We start from the raw sequence: 17,955 nt of genomic DNA, 5'->3' as shown, positions 1-17,955 counted from the left end.
TCGTACGAGCGCTCGTACGACCAGTCTCAGAACCGAAAACTTCCCGCACCGCCCGCGCCCTCGTCAAAGACGATAAGCATCCCGGCTACGGCCAAACGGGCAAGGCGGCCCTCAGGCCACGCTTACCAATGAGTGAATGGAAGACGGACACGATCGACAGGTCGGCGTTCGGATAGCGCGCCCGCCACTCCTTGTGCTCGATCTGCTCCTCAATCTCGTCCCAGCTGACCCACTCGCCATCGTCCCAGAACGCGTTGTCAGGTCCCAACTCCACCAACCGCTCCCTAAACCCGGCTGGCGAACATGCCTTGGTGGAGGTGGATGGCCGGTAAACGCCTTCGCCGCGACCGTCCGGCGGCGAGGCGGCAGGGTGACAGGTTCTGACGTGCCCGTGTGGCAGAGTCGATGCTGGGATGGCCGGTGCGACCGCCGTCATGGAGGAGAGTCACCTATGCAGGTCGAGGACGAATGGGAGGGCTGGGACGGGGACACGATCGTCAAGCTGACGGACGGGTCGGTCTGGCGCCAGGAGGAATACCATTACGAATACCGCTACGCCTATCGGCCACGCGTGACGCTCAGCGGGAACACCATGTTCGTAGAGGGCATGAGCCGCGGCGTGCGCGTCAGCCGGCTGGACTGAGGAGGTCGCGATGAAGTCGAGGATCGACGGCGCGTGGACCGGGTGGAACGGCGACACCGTCGTCAAGCTCGTGAACGGCAGCGTGTGGCGGCAGGAGCAGTACTACTACCGCTACCAATACAAATACCGGCCGGAAGTCATCGTCGAGGGCAACCTGATGCATGTCGACGGCATGCCGAAGGCGGTGCGGGTCAGACGCATAGCCTGATCTATTCGAGGCGACCTAGCGACCAATGTCGGCGTGCGGGCTTCCCCGTATCGATCACGTCGGCCACAGAATCGGAGGTTTCAACGCGGCATCTCATCGGCGACAACGTTAGAATTGGAATGGGCCGCGACTAGCCGGTTCGCTCAGAAGATCGTGCAGGTAGGAGTGAGGATGTTCAGCAGCGGCCTCTTCGACGCATACGACCCTGCGGACCTCCCGATCGACCAGGACATCGTCCTCATGGACGAGAGATACCTCGCCGAATGGGAGCATGCCTGGCTGCTCAACGACGCACTCGATCAGGACGACTGCGGCCCTGGGCCCGAACCCAGTCCATATGAGGTCGGATACGTCATGCCCGCGTCAGTCATCCGCCAGCTGACCCACGGGCTGGAGATCTCGTGGTATCCCGACACCCACCAGCGTTTCCACGAACTCAAGATCGTGCTGCCGCTGACGGAGATCGTGCAGTGCGTCGAGGTCCACAAATACGGCGGCAAGCCGACAGTGTTCGTCAGGGGCGAATGGCTCGAGCGCGTGCATCTCCAGAACAACTCGCTCTTCGCGATGATCGATGTCGTGGCGATGGGCGACGAACTGCAGAACGGCCGGATCGAGAAGCGCAGTCTCGTCGAGCTGCGCGACCGGCTGGACATTCTGGCCGCCGAGCACGCGGACATCTCCTTCATCTCGTTCGCCGACAGCCTCCTGCTCAAGACCAACTGGACGGTCGGCATGTTCGACAAGGGCGCCTACACCTACGCGCCGGAGAAGCTGATCCATCTCTTCGACGAGATCAGGCAGATCTTCCGGGACACCCTCGGCCTCGGCGTCTACGCGGTCTTCGCCTCGGGCTCGAACGAATACTACGATGACGCGCTCCTCCACACATCGAAGAGCGGCAACCACATCTGCCTCAACAGCCTGGGCCTGCCCTTCGCGCAGATCATGCTCATCGACGAGGCGGCGAGACGGGCGATACGCGACGGAGCGCACCGCGCGCACGAGCTCTACATGGACGCGGACTTCTTCCGGTCGCTCGACATCAAGGACTATGTGACGAGGCGGAAGATCCCACGGGCGCCCTACAAACCGAAGCTCAGCGGGTCGGACGGAGAATACTTCTACACGGACTACGCCGACTTGGCGGCGCTCCTGCCAGCGACGACCCCATGAGGCGCCGCGCTAGGACAAAAAAGCCCCGGCTATGGGACGTGGGGATACGTGCGCGATGATCCGCCGCATCGAAGAACTGCGCTCGAGCGTCACCTACGCCATCGCCCTGGCCAAGGGCTGGCTGTCGCCAGCCGAGAAGATCAGCGCGCTGAAAGCCTCAGGACTGTGGGACGTCGCGCGGACGCGCGACCAGGCCGACCTGCTCATGGCCGACGGTGCCTACAGGGAGGCGATCCCCATCTGGCAGACCTTCAGCCACTGGAGGAAGATCGGCGACGCGCTGCTCGCGCTCGGCGACGTCGCGGGCGCGCGCGCCAGCTACGAGAAGGGCGAGAACCCGACCGGCGGCGAATACGCCGCCTTCCGCCGCGGCCCGGATGTGGACAGGCTCGTCGCGCTGGCGATCTCGCAGGAGGACTGGGACGGCATCCTCCGCCTGATCCGAGCGGGCGAACCCGACCCGCTGGGAGCGAAGGACGTGGTGTTCGGCGGCGGCAGCCGCGCGAAAGGGCCGCTGGTGAAACTCTGCGCGCATGCGGCGGTCGCCACAGGCGACACGCGGATCGCCGGCGAGATGCGCGGCTTCTTTGATCTCGAACAGGCGGAGGTCGAGGTGTTCCTCGGGCACGCCCGCTCGGGCGCATACGCCAAGGACGTGGCAAAGCTGGCCAGGCCACCGCTGCTTCGCGTCGTGCCCCGTCCGCTCGCCCGGATCTTGGCGGACGGCAGCACGGAGCGGGCCGCGGGGGTTGCCGCTTTCCTGGAGAAGCTCGAGCCGGGTTTCCGCGACGCGCACGCCAGCCTGCTCCGCTGGCTTGCCGAGGGGAGTGACGAGGAACTCGCCAAGGTCGTCTTCTGGCTCACCAGCGTCGGCAGCTACGACGTCTTCGGCAGCTGCCTGTTCGCCCTTCAGTGCGAGGCCGACATGTTCGCCGACCTCGGCTCCCGGCACATCGAGTTCTACTCGAGCCATCCATGGATAACCCGGTCGGCGATGCGGGAGCTCCTCGCCGCACTCGTCGCGACGCGGGGAACGCCAACGCCGCAGGTCCTGTTCGCCTGCGTCCTCCAGCTCTCGTCCTCCATCATGGCGGACATCGAGCGCGGGACCTTCGATCCCGACCGGGTGGATCCGCTGACGGTGGTGCGCGGGCATTCCGTGTGGGCCGAAGGGGTCATCGCGGGCTGGGCGACAGGAGGCACGCTCGACACCCTATGGGCGGACGTGGTGTCCGAGGCCGCCGGCCAGAGGTGGAAGGACGTCCGGCGGATGCCCGCGTTCGCGAGGCTGTGCGACGTCCTCTCGGCCGAGCTCGTCGCGGCGTGGGCGCGGGACATGGAGAAGGTGCGGTGGAAATCCGAGGAGTCCGCATTCCTCTCGCTCAAGGCGCTGCTACCGGACACTTCGATCGAGCAACACGCGATGCCGAGCTGGCTCGCCCCGCAGCACCTCGACATGCTCGTTCCCGACGCTGGCGTCGCGGTCGAGTATCAGGGCGAGCAGCACTACCGGCCGATCGACATGTTCGGCGGCGAAGCCGGCTACACGGCCACGGTGCGCCGCGACGAGAACAAGCGCAGCCTCTGCCGGCTCGCCGGCATAAGGCTCGAATACATCCGGCACGACGACGACGCGAGGCTGCGGCTGGAGCAGATCGCCAGTCTTTGCAGGACCGAGATCGCGAAGCGGAGGACCTAGCGACGGGCCAGCCTCCGCACCATCTTGACAGTGATTGCCCGGTCCGCGGTGAGCGACACGCGATCCGGTCAAGGCTCACAGTCGAACTTCCATGGGGAGCGCACGACACGATGGAGACAGGACTGCAACCGCACTGGTCGGAGACGATCCGGGCGTGGGCGACGGGACAGCCGCTCGTGCTCGAGGTCCATGCGTTCGGCTCGCGCGTGAAGGGTGGCTACCGGACGGACAGCGACCTGGACCTCGCCTTTGTCGTCGACGGGCAGGACGAGGGCGAGCAACTCGGGAACGCGATCTGCCTGCTCCCCGCATGGCGCGCCGAACTCCAGGCGCTGCTGCCCGTAAAGGTGCACGCCCAGTCCATGTTCGACGACGACGTGGTCGTGGCGCCTGCGGTGCGCGAGCACGGCATGCTGGTATTCCGGAGAGACGGGGTGACGAGTCCGGACCGGGGCTCGGGTCAGGAAGGTTCGGAAGGACGATGAAGTATCACCTGCTCATCCAGGCGGCGTCCGGGCCCCTACCGTGCGGTCCTCGCGAGGCGGAACATCCGCCCGAGATCGGATCGCGCATCACCGAGACCGTCGAGGGCAGGCAACTGCGGCTGGAGGTCGTCGGGCACCAGCACCTGCCCATCGTGCCCGGCGGCACCTTCGCACACGACGAGGTGTGGGTCGTGTGCCGGCAGCTTGCCAACGGGTAGGCTACGCGCGAAGCCGATACGACCGTCGAGCCACACATATCCGCATTCCGTGCAGTGCCCCTTCCGAAGCGCCACCACTACGTTCCGCAGATGATCCTGAACGGGTTCACCGACCCGGACGGCTGGCTCCACTGGTGCAGGCACCGAGAGGACCCGTCCGCCATCCGCCGGGCGCGCACGGCCGAGCTGTTCCACCAGAACCACCTCTACAGCACGCTTTCGGAATCCGGGATCAAAGACCCCGCCATGGAGCGCGCGCTCTCCGTCCTCGAGAGTGAGGCCGTCAGCGTCGTCCAGGCAATCCTGGATCAGGCGAGGGCTGGCAGGGTGCCGGCCCTCTCGGCCGGGCAGATGCGCGTCTGGCACCTGTTCTTCCTCATGCAGTGGCGGCGGACGCCGGAGACCCAGCGCGCGAACACCAGCGACGAGGAGGCGACGCGCATGATCGAGGGGATCATCGCAGAGCTGCGCCAGGCCGTTCCCCATCGGAGTGCTGAGATCGAGCGGCTCGCGACGCCCGAGGCGATGGCGCGCACTATCCGGAACGTGCGCGTGCAGACGCTCATCCAGTTCAGCGGCGAGGTGATGACGGTTTTGGAGCGCCGGGGGATAGCGGTGCTGCGCATCAGCAGGCCGCACAAGAGCTTCATCATCGGCAGCCGTCCCGTCGTGAAGCTCACGTCGCCCGGACGCACCGACCTCACCGATCCCCACGTCGAGATGTGGATGCCCATCGCGTCCGACATCGCTGTCGGAGTCGGACGGGGGGACGGCGGCGTCAGCCTCCACCATGCCGACGACGGCGCCACGGTGCGGCAGCTCAACCTTACGATCGCCAAGCAGAGCGGGACCATCGCAGCCGGGTCGGCGACCCTGGTCCGTTCGATCGCCAACGCTCGATGATCCGCGCTATGACGCGCACGACCGTGGCAGCCTAATTCGCTCGCTGGATTGGTCAGCGGCAGAAGAGAGGAGGAGATCGGCTTGAGCTACACCGTATCCATTCCACAGATCGGCGACGACGAGACCGTCGACGAGATCGACGGCTTCCTCGCCGGCCTGAAAGGCCGCGTGCTGGTCCTGGGCATCATCGACGACAAGGCCATGGCGTTGCGCGTCGGGGGTTACCGCGCCGAGGGCCAGAAGCCGCTCGTCAGGGAGCGGAACCCGGACAATCCCGGCGAGGACTTCGCGCGCACGCACTACAACTCCATGACGTTCGAGTTCGAGCGCGAGGACGAGGCGCGCGAGTTCCATGAGCGGTTCGGCTGATGTCGGTCGCCCGCCTCAACAGGATTGTCGAGAGGGCGGTCCCGATCCTCTTCGACCAGATCGAGGGAGGCCGGGTCCCGGTGCAGAGCGAGGCGTCGCTGCAGCTCCACCTTGGCCGCATCATCATGACCGTCGCCGACCTGGAGATGACCAGCCCGCGCGAGACCTTCGCGCTGGAGCTGGAGAAGCCGCTCGGCGGGGGTGGCCGGGGCAGGCTCGACGTGTGGTTCCGCCTCACGACGGGCGACGGACGCGAGTGGCGGTGCGCGATGGAGCTGAAGTTCTTCAAGAAGGCGAGCCAGGCGGAACCCAACAACCGGCACAAGACGATGCTCGACATCGCCCGGCTCGAGAAATGCGGCGACGTGGCCGACACCGGCTTCATGCTCGTCGCCACGGACCACCCGCACTACGTCGAATGGAGCGGCTACTCGCCCGACACGGCGGACTTTGACTTCCGGCATGGGGAACGATATGCAGCCGGAACGGCGATGACCTACCGGACCCCCGGTTCCAAGCTGCCGCCCATCACGCTTAGGAACGACTACGAGTTCGTCTGGACCGACGCCACGCGGTCGCTGCGCTACATGCTGCTGCCCGTCGCGACGCACACCTGAGCGCCGCGCTACAGGACGGCGGCGCCGCGCGCCTCAATACTTCTCGAAGCTCGGGTTGTAGTCCTGGCTCGCGAACTCGCCCAGGACGGAACGCGCGTCGCCGACGGCGCGCAGCGCCGCCGCGGTCGCGACGAGGGACGGATCCGCGCCGTCCCCGGAAAGCGCGGCGATGATCCTCAGGAGGGTGGCCATCGCCTCCCTCACGAGATCCAGCGCGTGCCGATCCGCCCAGAAGTCGCCGAACTCCCGCTTGCGCACCTCACCCTCCCAGCGCGGGTTGCGCATGTAGGCCAACGTGTCGCCGATCCGTCCCGGCACGCCGTGCGCGATGTTGTGACGCACAGTGAAGCCAGCCCGCGCGGCGGCGCACCACGTCCGCAGCAGCCGTCCCGCCTCCCCGTCCCGCGTCGCGGCCTCGCGCTCCAGCATCGCGATCAGGTCCGACACCATCCGCGCGTCCGTGTCGGGCCTGACGCCCCTGGGCTCGACGCCGCGCATCCGCCAGATCGCGCGCTCGAGATGATACTCGATCGCGCCGGCGAACGAGACGATGGCCGCTATTCCCAACCCTGTTTCCGGCGTCAGACCCAGGGCCGACTGCAGAGCGTCGGCCCGGCCGAAGCGCCTCAATGCGTCCTGGCTCATCCGATCCCCATGCCCGCTCCGCGGAGCCTACGGAAGCCACGGAGCCGTCTTCCCAATGCCGGGCACGGAGGTCCTTTACGGCGCCGGCGAGGCGACCTATCTTCAGGACATGTCGACGATCACCACCCGTCGTGACCAGCGCGACACCGCAGCCGCCGCCCGGCGCGTCGGAGGCTACCAGGAGCTGGTGCGCCTAGCCAACGAGCGCCGCCACTCGGCCGGCGGCACGGTCGGCCGCGACGCGACAACCGGGCGCTGGGGCGTCCGCCGCGATCGTGACCCGGACTAACGTCCGCATTTGAACTTCACGCTCGCCCTTCTGGCGGGGCTCGTGCTGCTCCTGCCGGGCATCACCGCACTCGTCAGCTGGAACTTCCAGAACGTGCACCACGGGGCCAAGCGGCCCGAACTCCAGCTGACCTCGGTCACGGCCCTCTTCGCCGCACTCGGCATCGCGTTGGCGATGCACCTTCTCGGATACGGGCTGGTCAGCCTGGGGTGGGCCGCCGCGGCGCAGCTCGGGGAGGCCTCGGGTCACTCGGTCGGTCCCCTCATCGAGAACCCCTACGACATGGCGGTCGCGCTCGCGCAGGGCTCGGCAAAGGCATCCGCCGCGTCCCTCTTCGCTTTCGCGCTGACGGTCCTGTTCGAGTGCCTGATGGCCTGGCAGCTGGTCACCTCGCAGGGCCTCGACATCGTGTTCGACGAGTTCGACGTCCGATCCCAAGGCTGGGTCTTCCAGCACGTCGTCCGGCCGCTCCGGCACGGCTACAAGCCGATCGCCTACATCCTCACCAGCACGCCGCACGGCGAATACGGGATCGGCTACCAGGGCGTCGTCGCCGACATCCGCCAGGGCGACAACGGCGAGCTGAAGTCGATCAGCCTCGCCGACCCGGAGCGGTTCGTCTACCAGGTCGTCCACCGGAAGCCCGACCAGCCCCGGCTCGTCCCGCACATCGAAACCCATGACCGCGACTGGATCGGCGGCGTGGTCGTCCTGGACAACGCGGTGATCCGGAACATCGTGATCCAGAACATCCCCGACGTGGTGATCGAGGAGGTCGAGCAGGAAGCCGTCCACGACGGCACCGCGGTCGAAGCCGGGGAAGAGGGGGGCGTCGCGTGAGCACCGCGCTGGACCTCGGCCTGCTCACCCTCGCGCTCCTCCTGGCGTTCGGTGCCCCGGTCCTGCTCGTCGCCTGGATCCGCGCGGCCGCGGACTGGTGCTGGCTGCTCGCGATCCGCAGGCGCCTCGTCGGCATCACCTCGGCCGTCATCTTCCTCCTCGTCACGGCGCTCCTGCGGATCGCCTTCGGCCTGCACTTCATGTCGCCGCTGGCGGTGCTAGCCGGCCTGTTCGCGACCCCGCTGACGGCGGTCCCGGTCGCGAACGCGATCGCGCGCCGCCTCGCCACGGCGGCGGAACGCGGTTCGGACGTCCACGTGCGCGGCTTCATCTTCCGTCAGCGCCGTCGTGAGCAGAGCGCCGCCTACTCGGCACCCTCGGCCGAGAACTGAGGCATCCGCGGCCCTGACCGGCGGGGGCCCCTTGCAGGTGGCGCCGACAGCCCCGGTCGCGGCCGGACCGCCCCGGTCAGAGGACGGGACGCCACTCGGTCAGCTGCTGGTCCTGACGCAGCCTCAGCCTGCGCCACTCCAGCGCGGAGAAGACGTCGGCCGGTGTGGCGTCCGGCCCCACGGGCAGCGCCGCGGTCGCCTCGCGGGCGAACGCCTCTCCCAACCCGGGATCCGCCAGCCAGGCCCGCTCCCACCACCCCAGGATCCGCTCGCGTGACGCGGCGAGCAGCGGGGCGGACGGGAGGAGATCGCGCTTCTGCCGCTGGTTCACCCGCCGGTCCGCCGGCATCAGGTTCCAGAGATCGTCGCACGGCCAGGCGGACCATGGCAGGCAGTGGTCGACGTCGAGGCTGGCCATCGAGAGGCGGCCGCCGCTCCAGACGCATTCCACCGTGTCGCCGGCCGTGATGAGACGCTGCGCCGCGGTTCGGCCGGCGACCGTGCTGCGCTGCGGTTCCAGCCACTCGAGTGCCGCCTCCACGCGGCCCGGGGCCAGGGACATGCCCATCCGAGCCGCGTAGCGTCGCGTCAGACGGGCCCACTCGGCGACGAGGACGGGCTCGATCCAGGCCCCGTAGCGGGTCATCGCACGCCAGACGTTGCCCGGCACGACGAGCGCACCCCAACCCCGGAGCGTTGGGACATCCAGGACCAGCGATGCCGCGGCCGCCCGTGACCGTATCCTGCGCGCCTCGAACACCCGCCGCTCCGAGTTGGGGAAGCGGGTGAAGTTCGCCGGCATCGCCGCGATCGTCGCCGCGGCCTCCCCAATTGCCGCCCGGACGGCAGCCGCGCGGTCGCCCGCGTGGACGGCGCCGGGCCGGAGGTCCTGCGGCGGCGAGCCGACCGCAGCCAGCGTCCTGAAGCCCGCCTTCGCGAACCCGAGACCATCGGCGCCGCTGTTCCCCGGCGCCTGCGGAAGACCGAGCCTCACCAGCGGCAGATACATGCGGATCCAATTGGCCGCGACCAGCCCGAGCGGGACCTCCACCGCGTCCGATTCCTGGAGATCGCCGCACGGCACGGCGGTCGCGGGCGCATATTCCGCGATCCTGGCGACCGCCCGCAGGAGGCCCAGCTTGTAGGTGGAGGACTTGTCGTCGGACAGGATGACGCCGCGCAGGAGGGGCAGCGCGCCGCCGCCATCGTCGGGCATCCGCAGCACGACGGTCGTCCAGGAGACTTCCGTCCTGCCGAGCGCATCGGAGCCCCTCTCCACGCGAAGGATCTCCAGTCCATGGGACCGCGCGAGTGCCTCCAGCTCGCCCAGCGGCGCGGGATGCATCGGCCGACCCGGTGGCGGCGGTCCCTCCCGCAATGTGACGACCAGCAAGCCGCCGGGCTTCAGCAGTGTCGCGAGCTTGCGGACGGCCCGAGGCCGATGCGCGGGGTAGACATGCTGCCAGACGCCGGCGACGAGGATGACTTCGAACGTCAGCGCAAGCCGATGCACGGCCTCAAGCGCGGGCAAGCGGTCGTCCAACCAGCGGATTCGCCCGGAGGGATGCCGCCGCGCGCCTTCCGCCCGCATGGCCTCCGCCGGCTCGACGGCGACGACCTCGTAGCCGAGGTCTGCCAGCCACTGCGCGTCACGTCCCGATCCCGCGCCGACGTCGAGGGCGAGGGCGCCTGTGGACGGATCCCGCAGCAGCGCCCCGACCGGCGCGTATACGCCGAGCAGGTCGGGGCGGTCGTAGCTCGCCGCCAGCGCCCGCGCATCCGCGTCGTAGGCCGCGATCGCGTCCGCCCCGTCGGACGCGCCATCGACCTCCTCAGCCACCGGCGAAGCGCTCGCGGTGCCTGGCCACGTATTCCGGGCGGGGACGCAGGCGCGGATCCCGCGGGAGCCGGATCGGCTGTCCCGCGGACGGGAACAGCCGACGCAACTCGGAGGGCACCTTGTTGTGGGAGACAAGGAGCCCGAAAGCCTCGTCGAGGCTGATCAGGTGCCGGTCGAACAGCCAGTGCGCCGTCGCCGACAGGGCGATGCCGTTCTGCACCTCGTCGGGGCCGCCGTCCGCGACCGACCAGATGTGCGCCGCCTGGGCCTCGGCCTTGCCGCCGCCGTTGACGATCCGCAGGCCGGTCACGGCGCAGGTGCTGTCGTAGGCGTCGAGCACGAGACCACGGAAGGCGGCGTCGCGGATCTTGCGGTTGACCAGCATCTCCTCGATCCGGCGTTCGGTCGGCGGCTGTTGGATCAGGCTTTCCGTCGCCGGGTCGAGGAAGCGCGTTTCCAGCTCCAAACGTATGGCATTGATCGGGTCCAGCGTCCGCCTCAGGCCGGCGTCGACGATCGCCACGAAGTCGGCGGCGTCGATCTCGCGGACCGAGCGGCCGCGCAGAGCGCGCCCGGCCACCGAGACGGTCGGCAGCTCCCGGAGGAAGCGCTCCGCGAAGCGACCGTTGTCGTCCCGATAGGGCACGGCATGATCGAGCTCGAGGAAGTCTGCCACCCGCGCATAGAAGAGGCCGGCGTCATTTGGATCCGGATCGATCCGCTCCACGCGGGCGACCGCGACGTAGGCCTTGCGTCCGCCGTCCGATCCCGTCTCGCGGTAGATGATCCAGTCACCGACGAAGCGTTCGGCGACCCGTAGGTAGACGCGCGGGAAGTGATAGCGCTCGGCGATCAGGTCGTCGTAGCGGGACGTGCCACTGATCTCGAAGACGCCCTTCATCCGACTACCCCCTGGGGCCCAGTCATCACCGTCCGACGACTGAAACGCAAGCAACCCCACCGCCCCGACCGATGAATTCATCGCGCGACTCGCGCCAAGTCCACCAATGCCCTCGCAACTCGATCCGATCCTGTTGTAATCCATTGAAAACGAAAACGTCCTGCTTGACCCGTTCAGGAGCTTGCGGCCTACTCCCGGCGGGGGAGTGATTCTTGGCAAGCTCCGCATTGGCCTCTTCGCCGGACGCGGTGCGTCCGATGCTCTTCAGTCAGCTTGGTCCCGGCTCCGCGGAGTTCGCGGCGGGGATCCAACAAATCGTGCACGAGCGGGAAGAAAGTAAAACGGTAACGCCGATGGTGCGATCGGATGCGTAGCAGCGAGCCTACGATCGGCTGGTTCATGCTCTCCGAGGCGGACCGGGCTGCCGCCAACCGGCTGCTCGCCAGCGCTTCCTCCGACGGGACGCGGGACGAGCTCGGCTTCGCCCCGATCCACTTCGCTTTCGCGGACCGGTTCTTCCCGGGCACCTCCGTCCAGCACGCCCAGCTCCGATACGCATTCTTCGCGGCATGGTCCTATCAGGAGCTGCTGGAACGAACGGCCGGCGAGCGCTTCCCGGTGGACGAGCTTTTCGAGATCGAGCGGCGATACTCGTGCAGGCTCATCAGGACCGTCGAGCGTTCGGACCGACCGCTCGAGGGCTCAGGCATATCCGGCTGGACCAAGTATCAGGCGGAACAGCGTCCGGTCGTGCGCGCGAGCACGATCTACTGGACCGCGCTGCGTTCGTGGGGGATGGCGAGCCGGGTCGCCGGGCTCGGCGAACCCCCGACCGAGACTCAGCTCAGAGCGCTCTGGCCCCGCCTGGAGGTGCGGGAGGATGGAGACGAGGGCAAGTCGACGACGCTCGACATCTTCAAGGGCCTTCCTCCGGCGCCGCCGGGCTGGCGCAACAAGACCGGCGCGCTCGGCTTCGCGCTCCGGGCGAGCGAGGCGGAATACCTCCGCCGGCTCTGGGGAAGGGCGGGCGCCGGAGGCACGAGGCCGCTGCTCAGCCGGCTGACCGAACAGGGGGTGACCACGGAGTCGCTCTGGTCCTCTTCCGTCCGCCGGGCAGCCACGTCGTCGGAGCACCACGCGCTGACCCTCGCCGAACGCGCGGCAGCAGTCGCGTGCATAGCGCGCGCCGCGCACTCAGCGTTGATCGAGCGGAAACGCAACGAGGACCGCAAGCTCGAGGAACACCGGCATTCCGACGCCCTTCCGGGCCTGATCGAGGAGCACCAGGACAAGGCGCTCGACCTCGACGTCCCGGCCCTGCGGAAGGAGACGAACATCGACGACGCGCTGGTCAAGTTCATCGAGGCCGTCATCGCTTGGGTGCGCGAGGGCAAACCGCTCGAGGCGATCGCCGCCACCATCACCGCGCGGGAGCGAGACCTGAAGGACGTCCGTGCCTACCTGGTCAACGAGCAGCGGAGGCGCGACTGGAGCAAGGGCATCGCCTCTCCACTGGACTACAGATGGCCGGTCGTGCGCGAGATGATCCTGCGCGTGAGGGAGGCGACGTGACCTTCGGCCGGAAGGACGATCGCGTCTCGATCTTCGATGCCCTCCGCCCCAGGGCGGGCCAGATGGTAACGCGCGCGATCGTGACCACATACTCGCTGGACCTCGTCGCCATGCTCGGGCTCGTGCTGGCGCTCGGCGGCGACAGCGAGGCGGAGTTCGAGGCCTCACCGCTCGGCCTGGTGAAGGCGTTCGACAGCATGCGCGGCAAGCTGCTCGTGCTGCATCAGCTCGGCCGCGTCGTCGCGCCCAGCGCGCACAGGTCGGTCCTGCCGTTGCTCGACACGATGGTGCGGGCCGTGGCCGCGAACGAACGCAGGGAGAGCTGGCATCCGAAGCTCGCCCTGGTCAGATACGAGTCCGGGAAGGCATCCGAGTGGAGGTTCTGGATCGGCAGTCGGAACCTGACTGGCTCAACCGATCGCGACGCAGGCCTCCTACTCGTCAGCGCCAAAGGCAAGGGAACCAGGAAGGTGCCTGACGTCGCGGGCCTGGCAGAGGACCTTCTGGCCGGAGCCGGACTCTCGCCGGCGCACCTCGCGGAGCTGAAGGCGGCCGGGTGGTCCGCGCCACCTGGAGTGGTCGTCAGGTCGCTGCGGTGGAGAAGCAACGGCGAGACGCGCGAGTTCATCGACGGCCCATTCCTAGCCCGCGCGGACCGTGGTTGCGCCGTCAGCCCGTTCATCGACCGCCGCGGACTGGCCGAGTTGCTCAAGGCCGGGGTGAAAGGCCTTCCCCTGCTGACCACCGAACTCGCAGGAGCGAAGTGCGGCCCTTGCGACGGCGTGACGTTCCACGTCGATGCCGCCCCCGAGCCGGCGGCGACCGTGTCGGTCGAGCAGCAGCAGGACGAGGTCGTCGGCGAGTTCAACGACCCGCCCTCGACCGGCGTCCACGCCAAGCTCGTCGCGATTTCCAAGGGCGACCGGACGATCCTGATGCTTGGCAGCGCCAACCTCACGCGCCGCGGCCTCGTCGGACCGAACGCCGAAGCGGTCGCAATGGTGGAAATCGACGAGCCGCGCATCGTGGATAGCCTCTACGGCTTCGTCCAGGGCGGCATCGAGCTCAAGGATGTCGAGACCGACGTCAGCGCCGAACAGGAGAAGGAGAACACCAAGCGCGAGTTGGACGAGGTCATAAGCCGGTTCCTCGACGGCAGGTTCCGACTCGTCTCGAAGCCCGACGGCCTGCATCTCGAGGTCGACGTGGCTGCAGAGGTCCTCGGCCTGGCGCAATTCGCGGCGTCACCCTTCCTCGATTCCGACGCCTGGATGCCGATCCCGCCGGGCTCGCGGTCGGTCCGGCTCCTGGCGAACCAGCCTGTCCTCAGCGAGCAGACCGCCCTGGTGAACTTCAAAGCGGCGCGCCTGCAAGACCCGGAAGTAAGCCGCGAGTGGGTGCAGACGGTCGGGATCGACGGCGTCGACTTCGACCGGCGCGACAGGGCACTCCTCGCGCGCTACGTGGGCGCGGCCCGGTTCCGCGACTGGCTGCGGTCGCTGCTCGACGGCGTGGACCGGACCGGCGGCGGACGGTGGTCGGATCCCGTGGCCGAGGCGGGTCCGCGCGATCCAGGCGATCAGCTATCCCGGATTTTCACGCTGGAAACGATGCTAGCCGCCTGGGCGCGCGACCATAAGGCCTTCGAGAGCCGGGTCTCCGGGATGATGGAGATGCTGGAGTCGTTCAACGAGGTGTTCGCGCAGATCGAGGACGACGGCGAGCGCGAAGCCGCGCTGGCGGATCTGGACGAGGTGCGCCCCTTCCTGAGGGCGGTCCATGACGCGATCGGGATCACCGCATGACGAAGCTCGCGGGCTTCCAGCAGAGGACGGTGGACGTCGCCCTCTCCGCACTCGAAGGCGACGGACCGCGTCGCTTCCTGGTCGCCGACGAGGTCGGCCTCGGCAAGACGATCATCGCGCGAGCAGTTGCCCAGGGGCTACGAGGGAAGCGTCGGCAACTGAACCTCATGTATCTGTGTCCGAGCCTCGAGATCGCCGGACAGAACCGGTCCAAGTTCGTGTCCCTGACGGGGAAGGAGGAGAAGGACTACAATCCGGGGGAGGACCGGCTCGCGCTCGTGCCCGGCGCACCGCCCGAGCGCCGCATCTCGAAACCGGGCTTCAACCGCATGGCGGCGATGACCGCCCGCGCGCGTGGACGGTCGAGGTCCAGGGACTGGCGCACGATCGACGCGATCGGCTCGATCTCGTCCGACGAGGTCCGCGCGCTCGCCGACTACCTGCTGTCGGCACCGGGCGCGATCGTAGCGCGCTGCGCCCGGCGGCACGACGTGCCTACTGCCGACAGGGGACAGGCGGAACGGGTCTTCGACTTCGCGTGGAACAATCTCAGGGGATATCTCGGACACCGGGTGTTCGCGGAGGCGATCCTCGGCGCCTCCAAGCACGGACGATACACCGCCGCCCTCAGGGAGGCGATGCTGAAGGGCGGCTTCGAGGCGGTCCTCGACGAGCAGATGGTGCTCCTCGGCCAGCTCGGCGACGCCAAGGGCCCCGCGATACTCGACGAGCTCGCCAAGTGCCTTCTCGATCGGCCGAGCCTGGTCCGATTCCGCCGCGGGAAGAGCGCGAGGCTCAGGATCCCGGTCCAGGCGGTCACGCCCTTCGCCGGAGGGGAACAGCGGAAGGCCGGCAAGAAGAGGTCCGGCAAGCTCCGCAGCGACACCCTCCGCCGGGCGTTCAACTCGCCGTTCTGGCCACATGTCCTCTGCACGACGTCGGTAGGTCAGGAGGGGCTCGACTTCCACCTATGGTGCAGGCGCATCGTGCACTGGGACCTTCCGAGCGATCCGGTCGACTTCGAGCAACGCGAGGGCAGGATCGCGCGCTACGCCAGCCTAGCGGTCCGGAAGTCGCTCGGCGATATCCATGGAGCCGAGGCACTCGCGCGCACCACCGCCGGAAGCCCGTTCAGCGAACTCCTTGCGGTCGCGAGCGAGCAGGAGGCCGGCCGGACCGGTCTCGAGCGATGGTGGCTACCCGAGCGCGGCAAGCCCCTCAGCGTGAGCTTCGACTGGAGGTTCAGCCTGAGGTCGAGGCGGCGGGACGAGATGCTGGAGGAGCTGCTCTATTACCGGCTCGCGCTCGGGCAGCCTGATCCCGACGCGTTCGTCGCGATGCTCAGGAAGGTCGGCGCCCACGAAGGGAACCCGCGCGAACTCGCGATCAACCTGGCCGCCGTATCGAGACCGGTCGCCCCGGCTTGAACGCCCGCTCACGCCCGCCGCCTACCGATCACGAGCTTCGCCGCTCCACATAGCGCGCAACCACCCTTCCGCCGCTCGAAGCCATCCTGGCCAGCGAGTTCGCGCGTCTTGTGATTGGCATGCTGGCGGATGGTAAGTCCGAGGCGCTCGGCGATGCAGTCGTCGCACACAGCCGCCGGAGCCAACCCACCGACCAAGCGCCGCACGTCGTCCAGAACCGTCATCGAGGTGTCCCGTCGCCATCTCCGCAGCGACGCTAGCTTCCCGAGACCTGTTTGACGAGCAAGAGCCACCTGGTTAGGTAACGATCGATATCCAAAAACGAGGGGATGCCGATGGACATGCGCGTAAAGCCGCTGGACGCGATTCTCGCGACCGCACGGCGCAAGTCCCTCCACCGATCGCTCGGACCCATCCAGCTGACCCTACTGGGCCTCGGCGCGATCATCGGAACCGGCATCTTCGTGCTCACCGCCGCCGCCGCGCAGAAAGCCGGTCCCGGCATGATGTGGAGCTTCGTGATCGCGGGCTCCGTCTGCGCGGTCGCCGCGCTCTGCTACGCCGAGCTCGCGGCGATGCTGCCGGTCTCGGGATCCGCCTACACATACACCTACGCCGTCCTCGGCGAGCTGCTCGCGTGGATGGTCGGCTGGGCGCTGATCCTCGAATACGCGGTCTCGGCCAGCGCGGTGTCGGTCGGCTGGTCGGGCTACTTCATGGGCCTGCTGAAGAGCTGGACCGGCCTCGAGCTCCCGCACGCGCTCGCGGCAGGGCCCGCCTGGACGCTCGACGGCTGGATGCCGCACGCGGACTTCGCGGCCGGCGTCGTCAACGTCCCCGCCATCGTCGTCGCGCTCGGCGTCACCTGGCTCCTCGTCATCGGGACGACGGAGAGCGCCCGTGTGAACGCGGCGCTGGTCGCGGTGAAGGTGGCCGCGCTGACCATGTTCATCGTGGTGACGGTGCCCGGCATCCACGGCGAGCACTTCGCGCCCTTCACGCCGAACGGCTGGTTCGGTCCCGCGGGAACCACGGGCATGGGCGTGTTCGGCGCCGCCTCATCGATCTTCTTCGCCTATGTCGGGTTCGACGCGGTCTCGACGGCCGCCGAGGAGACCCGCAACCCGCAGCGCAACGTCCCGATCGGCCTCATCGGCACGCTGGCCATGTGCACGGTCTTCTACCTGCTGGTCGCGGCCGGGGCGATCGGCGCGACGGGCGCCCAGCCGGTCACCGGCGCCGGCGGGCTGCCGCTGCAGCCCGGGTCCGCCGAGTTCATTGCGCAGTGCGCTGCGCTCGCGAGGTCCGGCAGCACGCCGCTCGTCTGCTCGAACGAGGCGCTCGCCTACGCGTTGCGCGCGATCAACCACAGCGTGCTCGGCGACATCATGGGCTTCGCCGCCAACCTTGCGCTACCGTCCGTCATCCTGATGATGATGTTCGGCCAGACGCGCATCTTCTTTGTGATGGCGCGGGACGGACTGCTGCCGGACGGGCTGGCGGCCGTCCACCCGAGGTGGAAGACGCCGCACCGGATGACGATCATCACCGGCCTCTTCGTCGCCGCGGGCGCCGCCATGCTTCCCGTCGGCCAGCTCGTCGACATCTCGAACGCCGGCACGCTCTTCGCATTCCTGCTGGTGGCGGTCTCGGTGATGGTGCTGAGGTTGCGCGACCCGCACCGGGCGCGGCCGTTCCGCACGCCGGCGGTATTCGTGGTCGGTCCGCTGGCTGTGTTCGGATGCGTCTTCCTCTACTTCAGCCTGCCGTGGCTGAACCGGCTCGTGCTGCCGATCTGGGGCGCGGCCGGCCTCGTCATCTACTTCGCCTACGGCTTCCGCCGCAGCCACATCGCGCGCGGCTCGGTCGAGGTGCACGAGCTGGACCGTGACGCCCCGCCGCAGCCCCTCCCACCGGTATGATGGT

The 17,955-nt window shown here is 68.4% G+C and carries 21 protein-coding genes; 16 read left to right on the top strand and 5 right to left on the bottom strand.

What is annotated here, in order from left to right; translation table 11 throughout:
* Positions 1-85: 85 nt before the first annotated feature.
* Positions 86-274 carry a hypothetical protein gene (locus HBH26_RS17245; protein ID WP_168135806.1) on the bottom strand — a complete coding sequence of 63 codons (189 nt, stop codon included), beginning with the start codon at positions 272-274 and terminating at the stop codon, positions 86-88.
* A gap of 177 nt (positions 275-451) precedes the next feature.
* On the opposite strand from HBH26_RS17245, the gene HBH26_RS17240 reads away from it, so the two are divergent.
* From HBH26_RS17240 to HBH26_RS17200, 9 genes are all read left to right on the top strand, one after another.
* Positions 452-643 carry a hypothetical protein gene (locus HBH26_RS17240; protein WP_168135882.1) on the top strand — a complete coding sequence of 64 codons (192 nt, stop codon included), beginning with the start codon at positions 452-454 and terminating at the stop codon, positions 641-643.
* Positions 644-653: 10 nt separating this feature from the next.
* The gene (locus HBH26_RS17235) at positions 654-851 is read left to right on the top strand and encodes a hypothetical protein (protein WP_168135881.1); all 198 of its coding nucleotides are present in this window, start codon (positions 654-656) and stop codon (positions 849-851) included.
* 171 nt (positions 852-1,022) lie between these two features.
* Complete coding sequence (locus HBH26_RS17230; protein ID WP_168135880.1) at positions 1,023-2,027, top strand: hypothetical protein; 1,005 nt, start codon at positions 1,023-1,025, stop codon at positions 2,025-2,027.
* 55 nt (positions 2,028-2,082) lie between these two features.
* The gene (locus tag HBH26_RS17225) at positions 2,083-3,726 is read left to right on the top strand and encodes a YfgM family protein (protein WP_168135879.1); all 1,644 of its coding nucleotides are present in this window, start codon (positions 2,083-2,085) and stop codon (positions 3,724-3,726) included.
* A gap of 110 nt (positions 3,727-3,836) precedes the next feature.
* Entirely contained in the window at positions 3,837-4,211 is a 375-nt protein-coding gene (locus HBH26_RS17220; protein ID WP_168135878.1) for a nucleotidyltransferase family protein, read from the top strand.
* On the top strand, positions 4,208-4,429 hold the full coding sequence (locus tag HBH26_RS17215) for a hypothetical protein (RefSeq protein ID WP_168135877.1): 222 nt from the start codon (positions 4,208-4,210) through the stop codon (positions 4,427-4,429). The genes HBH26_RS17220 and HBH26_RS17215 overlap by 4 nt, the downstream gene beginning before the upstream one ends.
* 54 nt (positions 4,430-4,483) lie before the next feature.
* The gene (locus HBH26_RS17210) at positions 4,484-5,332 is read left to right on the top strand and encodes a DUF4238 domain-containing protein (RefSeq protein ID WP_338057451.1); all 849 of its coding nucleotides are present in this window, start codon (positions 4,484-4,486) and stop codon (positions 5,330-5,332) included.
* An 81-nt stretch (positions 5,333-5,413) separates the two neighbouring features.
* Positions 5,414-5,701 carry a hypothetical protein gene (locus HBH26_RS17205; RefSeq protein ID WP_168135875.1) on the top strand — a complete coding sequence of 96 codons (288 nt, stop codon included), beginning with the start codon at positions 5,414-5,416 and terminating at the stop codon, positions 5,699-5,701.
* On the top strand, positions 5,701-6,318 hold the full coding sequence (locus tag HBH26_RS17200; protein WP_168135874.1) for a hypothetical protein: 618 nt from the start codon (positions 5,701-5,703) through the stop codon (positions 6,316-6,318). The genes HBH26_RS17205 and HBH26_RS17200 overlap by 1 nt, the downstream gene beginning before the upstream one ends.
* A gap of 33 nt (positions 6,319-6,351) precedes the next feature.
* Here HBH26_RS17200 and HBH26_RS17195 read toward each other — a convergent pair whose 3' ends face one another.
* Positions 6,352-6,963 (bottom strand): hypothetical protein, encoded by a 612-nt coding sequence (locus HBH26_RS17195; RefSeq protein ID WP_168135873.1) that lies wholly within the window; start codon positions 6,961-6,963, stop codon positions 6,352-6,354.
* A 109-nt stretch (positions 6,964-7,072) separates the two neighbouring features.
* On the opposite strand from HBH26_RS17195, the gene HBH26_RS17190 reads away from it, so the two are divergent.
* The 3 genes from HBH26_RS17190 to HBH26_RS17180 are packed head-to-tail and all read left to right on the top strand — an operon-like array spanning position 7,073 to position 8,484.
* Complete coding sequence (locus HBH26_RS17190; RefSeq protein WP_168135872.1) at positions 7,073-7,252, top strand: hypothetical protein; 180 nt, start codon at positions 7,073-7,075, stop codon at positions 7,250-7,252.
* A gap of 9 nt (positions 7,253-7,261) precedes the next feature.
* Entirely contained in the window at positions 7,262-8,092 is an 831-nt protein-coding gene (locus HBH26_RS17185; RefSeq protein WP_168135871.1) for a hypothetical protein, read from the top strand.
* Positions 8,089-8,484, top strand: a complete 396-nt coding sequence (locus HBH26_RS17180) for a hypothetical protein (RefSeq protein ID WP_168135870.1) — start codon at positions 8,089-8,091, stop codon at positions 8,482-8,484. Before HBH26_RS17185 ends, HBH26_RS17180 begins: the two co-directional genes overlap by 4 nt.
* Before the next feature lie 76 nt (positions 8,485-8,560).
* Here the strand turns inward: HBH26_RS17180 and HBH26_RS17175 are convergent, their stop codons facing one another.
* Positions 8,561-10,324, bottom strand: a complete 1,764-nt coding sequence (locus tag HBH26_RS17175) for a methyltransferase domain-containing protein (protein WP_168135869.1) — start codon at positions 10,322-10,324, stop codon at positions 8,561-8,563.
* Positions 10,317-11,225 carry an HNH endonuclease gene (locus tag HBH26_RS17170; protein ID WP_168135868.1) on the bottom strand — a complete coding sequence of 303 codons (909 nt, stop codon included), beginning with the start codon at positions 11,223-11,225 and terminating at the stop codon, positions 10,317-10,319. The genes HBH26_RS17175 and HBH26_RS17170 overlap by 8 nt, the downstream gene beginning before the upstream one ends.
* Before the next feature lie 366 nt (positions 11,226-11,591).
* On the opposite strand from HBH26_RS17170, the gene HBH26_RS17165 reads away from it, so the two are divergent.
* From HBH26_RS17165 to HBH26_RS17150, 3 genes are read left to right on the top strand one after another with little or no spacing between them, the layout of a single operon-like run.
* Entirely contained in the window at positions 11,592-12,797 is a 1,206-nt protein-coding gene (locus HBH26_RS17165; protein WP_168135867.1) for a DUF6361 family protein, read from the top strand.
* The gene (locus tag HBH26_RS17160; RefSeq protein ID WP_168135866.1) at positions 12,794-14,602 is read left to right on the top strand and encodes a phospholipase D family protein; all 1,809 of its coding nucleotides are present in this window, start codon (positions 12,794-12,796) and stop codon (positions 14,600-14,602) included. The genes HBH26_RS17165 and HBH26_RS17160 overlap by 4 nt, the downstream gene beginning before the upstream one ends.
* Positions 14,599-16,029, top strand: coding sequence for a DEAD/DEAH box helicase (locus tag HBH26_RS17150; RefSeq protein ID WP_239024888.1), 1,431 nt, complete (start codon positions 14,599-14,601; stop codon positions 16,027-16,029). Before HBH26_RS17160 ends, HBH26_RS17150 begins: the two co-directional genes overlap by 4 nt.
* An 8-nt stretch (positions 16,030-16,037) precedes the next feature.
* Here the strand turns inward: HBH26_RS17150 and HBH26_RS17145 are convergent, their stop codons facing one another.
* On the bottom strand, positions 16,038-16,253 hold the full coding sequence (locus tag HBH26_RS17145) for a hypothetical protein (RefSeq protein ID WP_168135865.1): 216 nt from the start codon (positions 16,251-16,253) through the stop codon (positions 16,038-16,040).
* Between the two features lie 111 nt (positions 16,254-16,364).
* On the opposite strand from HBH26_RS17145, the gene HBH26_RS17140 reads away from it, so the two are divergent.
* A complete protein-coding gene (locus HBH26_RS17140) occupies positions 16,365-17,951 on the top strand; it encodes an amino acid permease (protein WP_168135864.1) in 1,587 nt (528 codons plus the stop codon).
* Positions 17,952-17,955: the final 4 nt, after the last annotated feature.

It is taken from the genome of Sphingomonas corticis (assembly GCF_012035195.1).
GTDB classification, from domain to species: Bacteria; Pseudomonadota; Alphaproteobacteria; order Sphingomonadales; family Sphingomonadaceae; genus Sphingomonas; species Sphingomonas corticis.
This window is presented reverse-complemented; position numbering and strand designations above follow the sequence as displayed.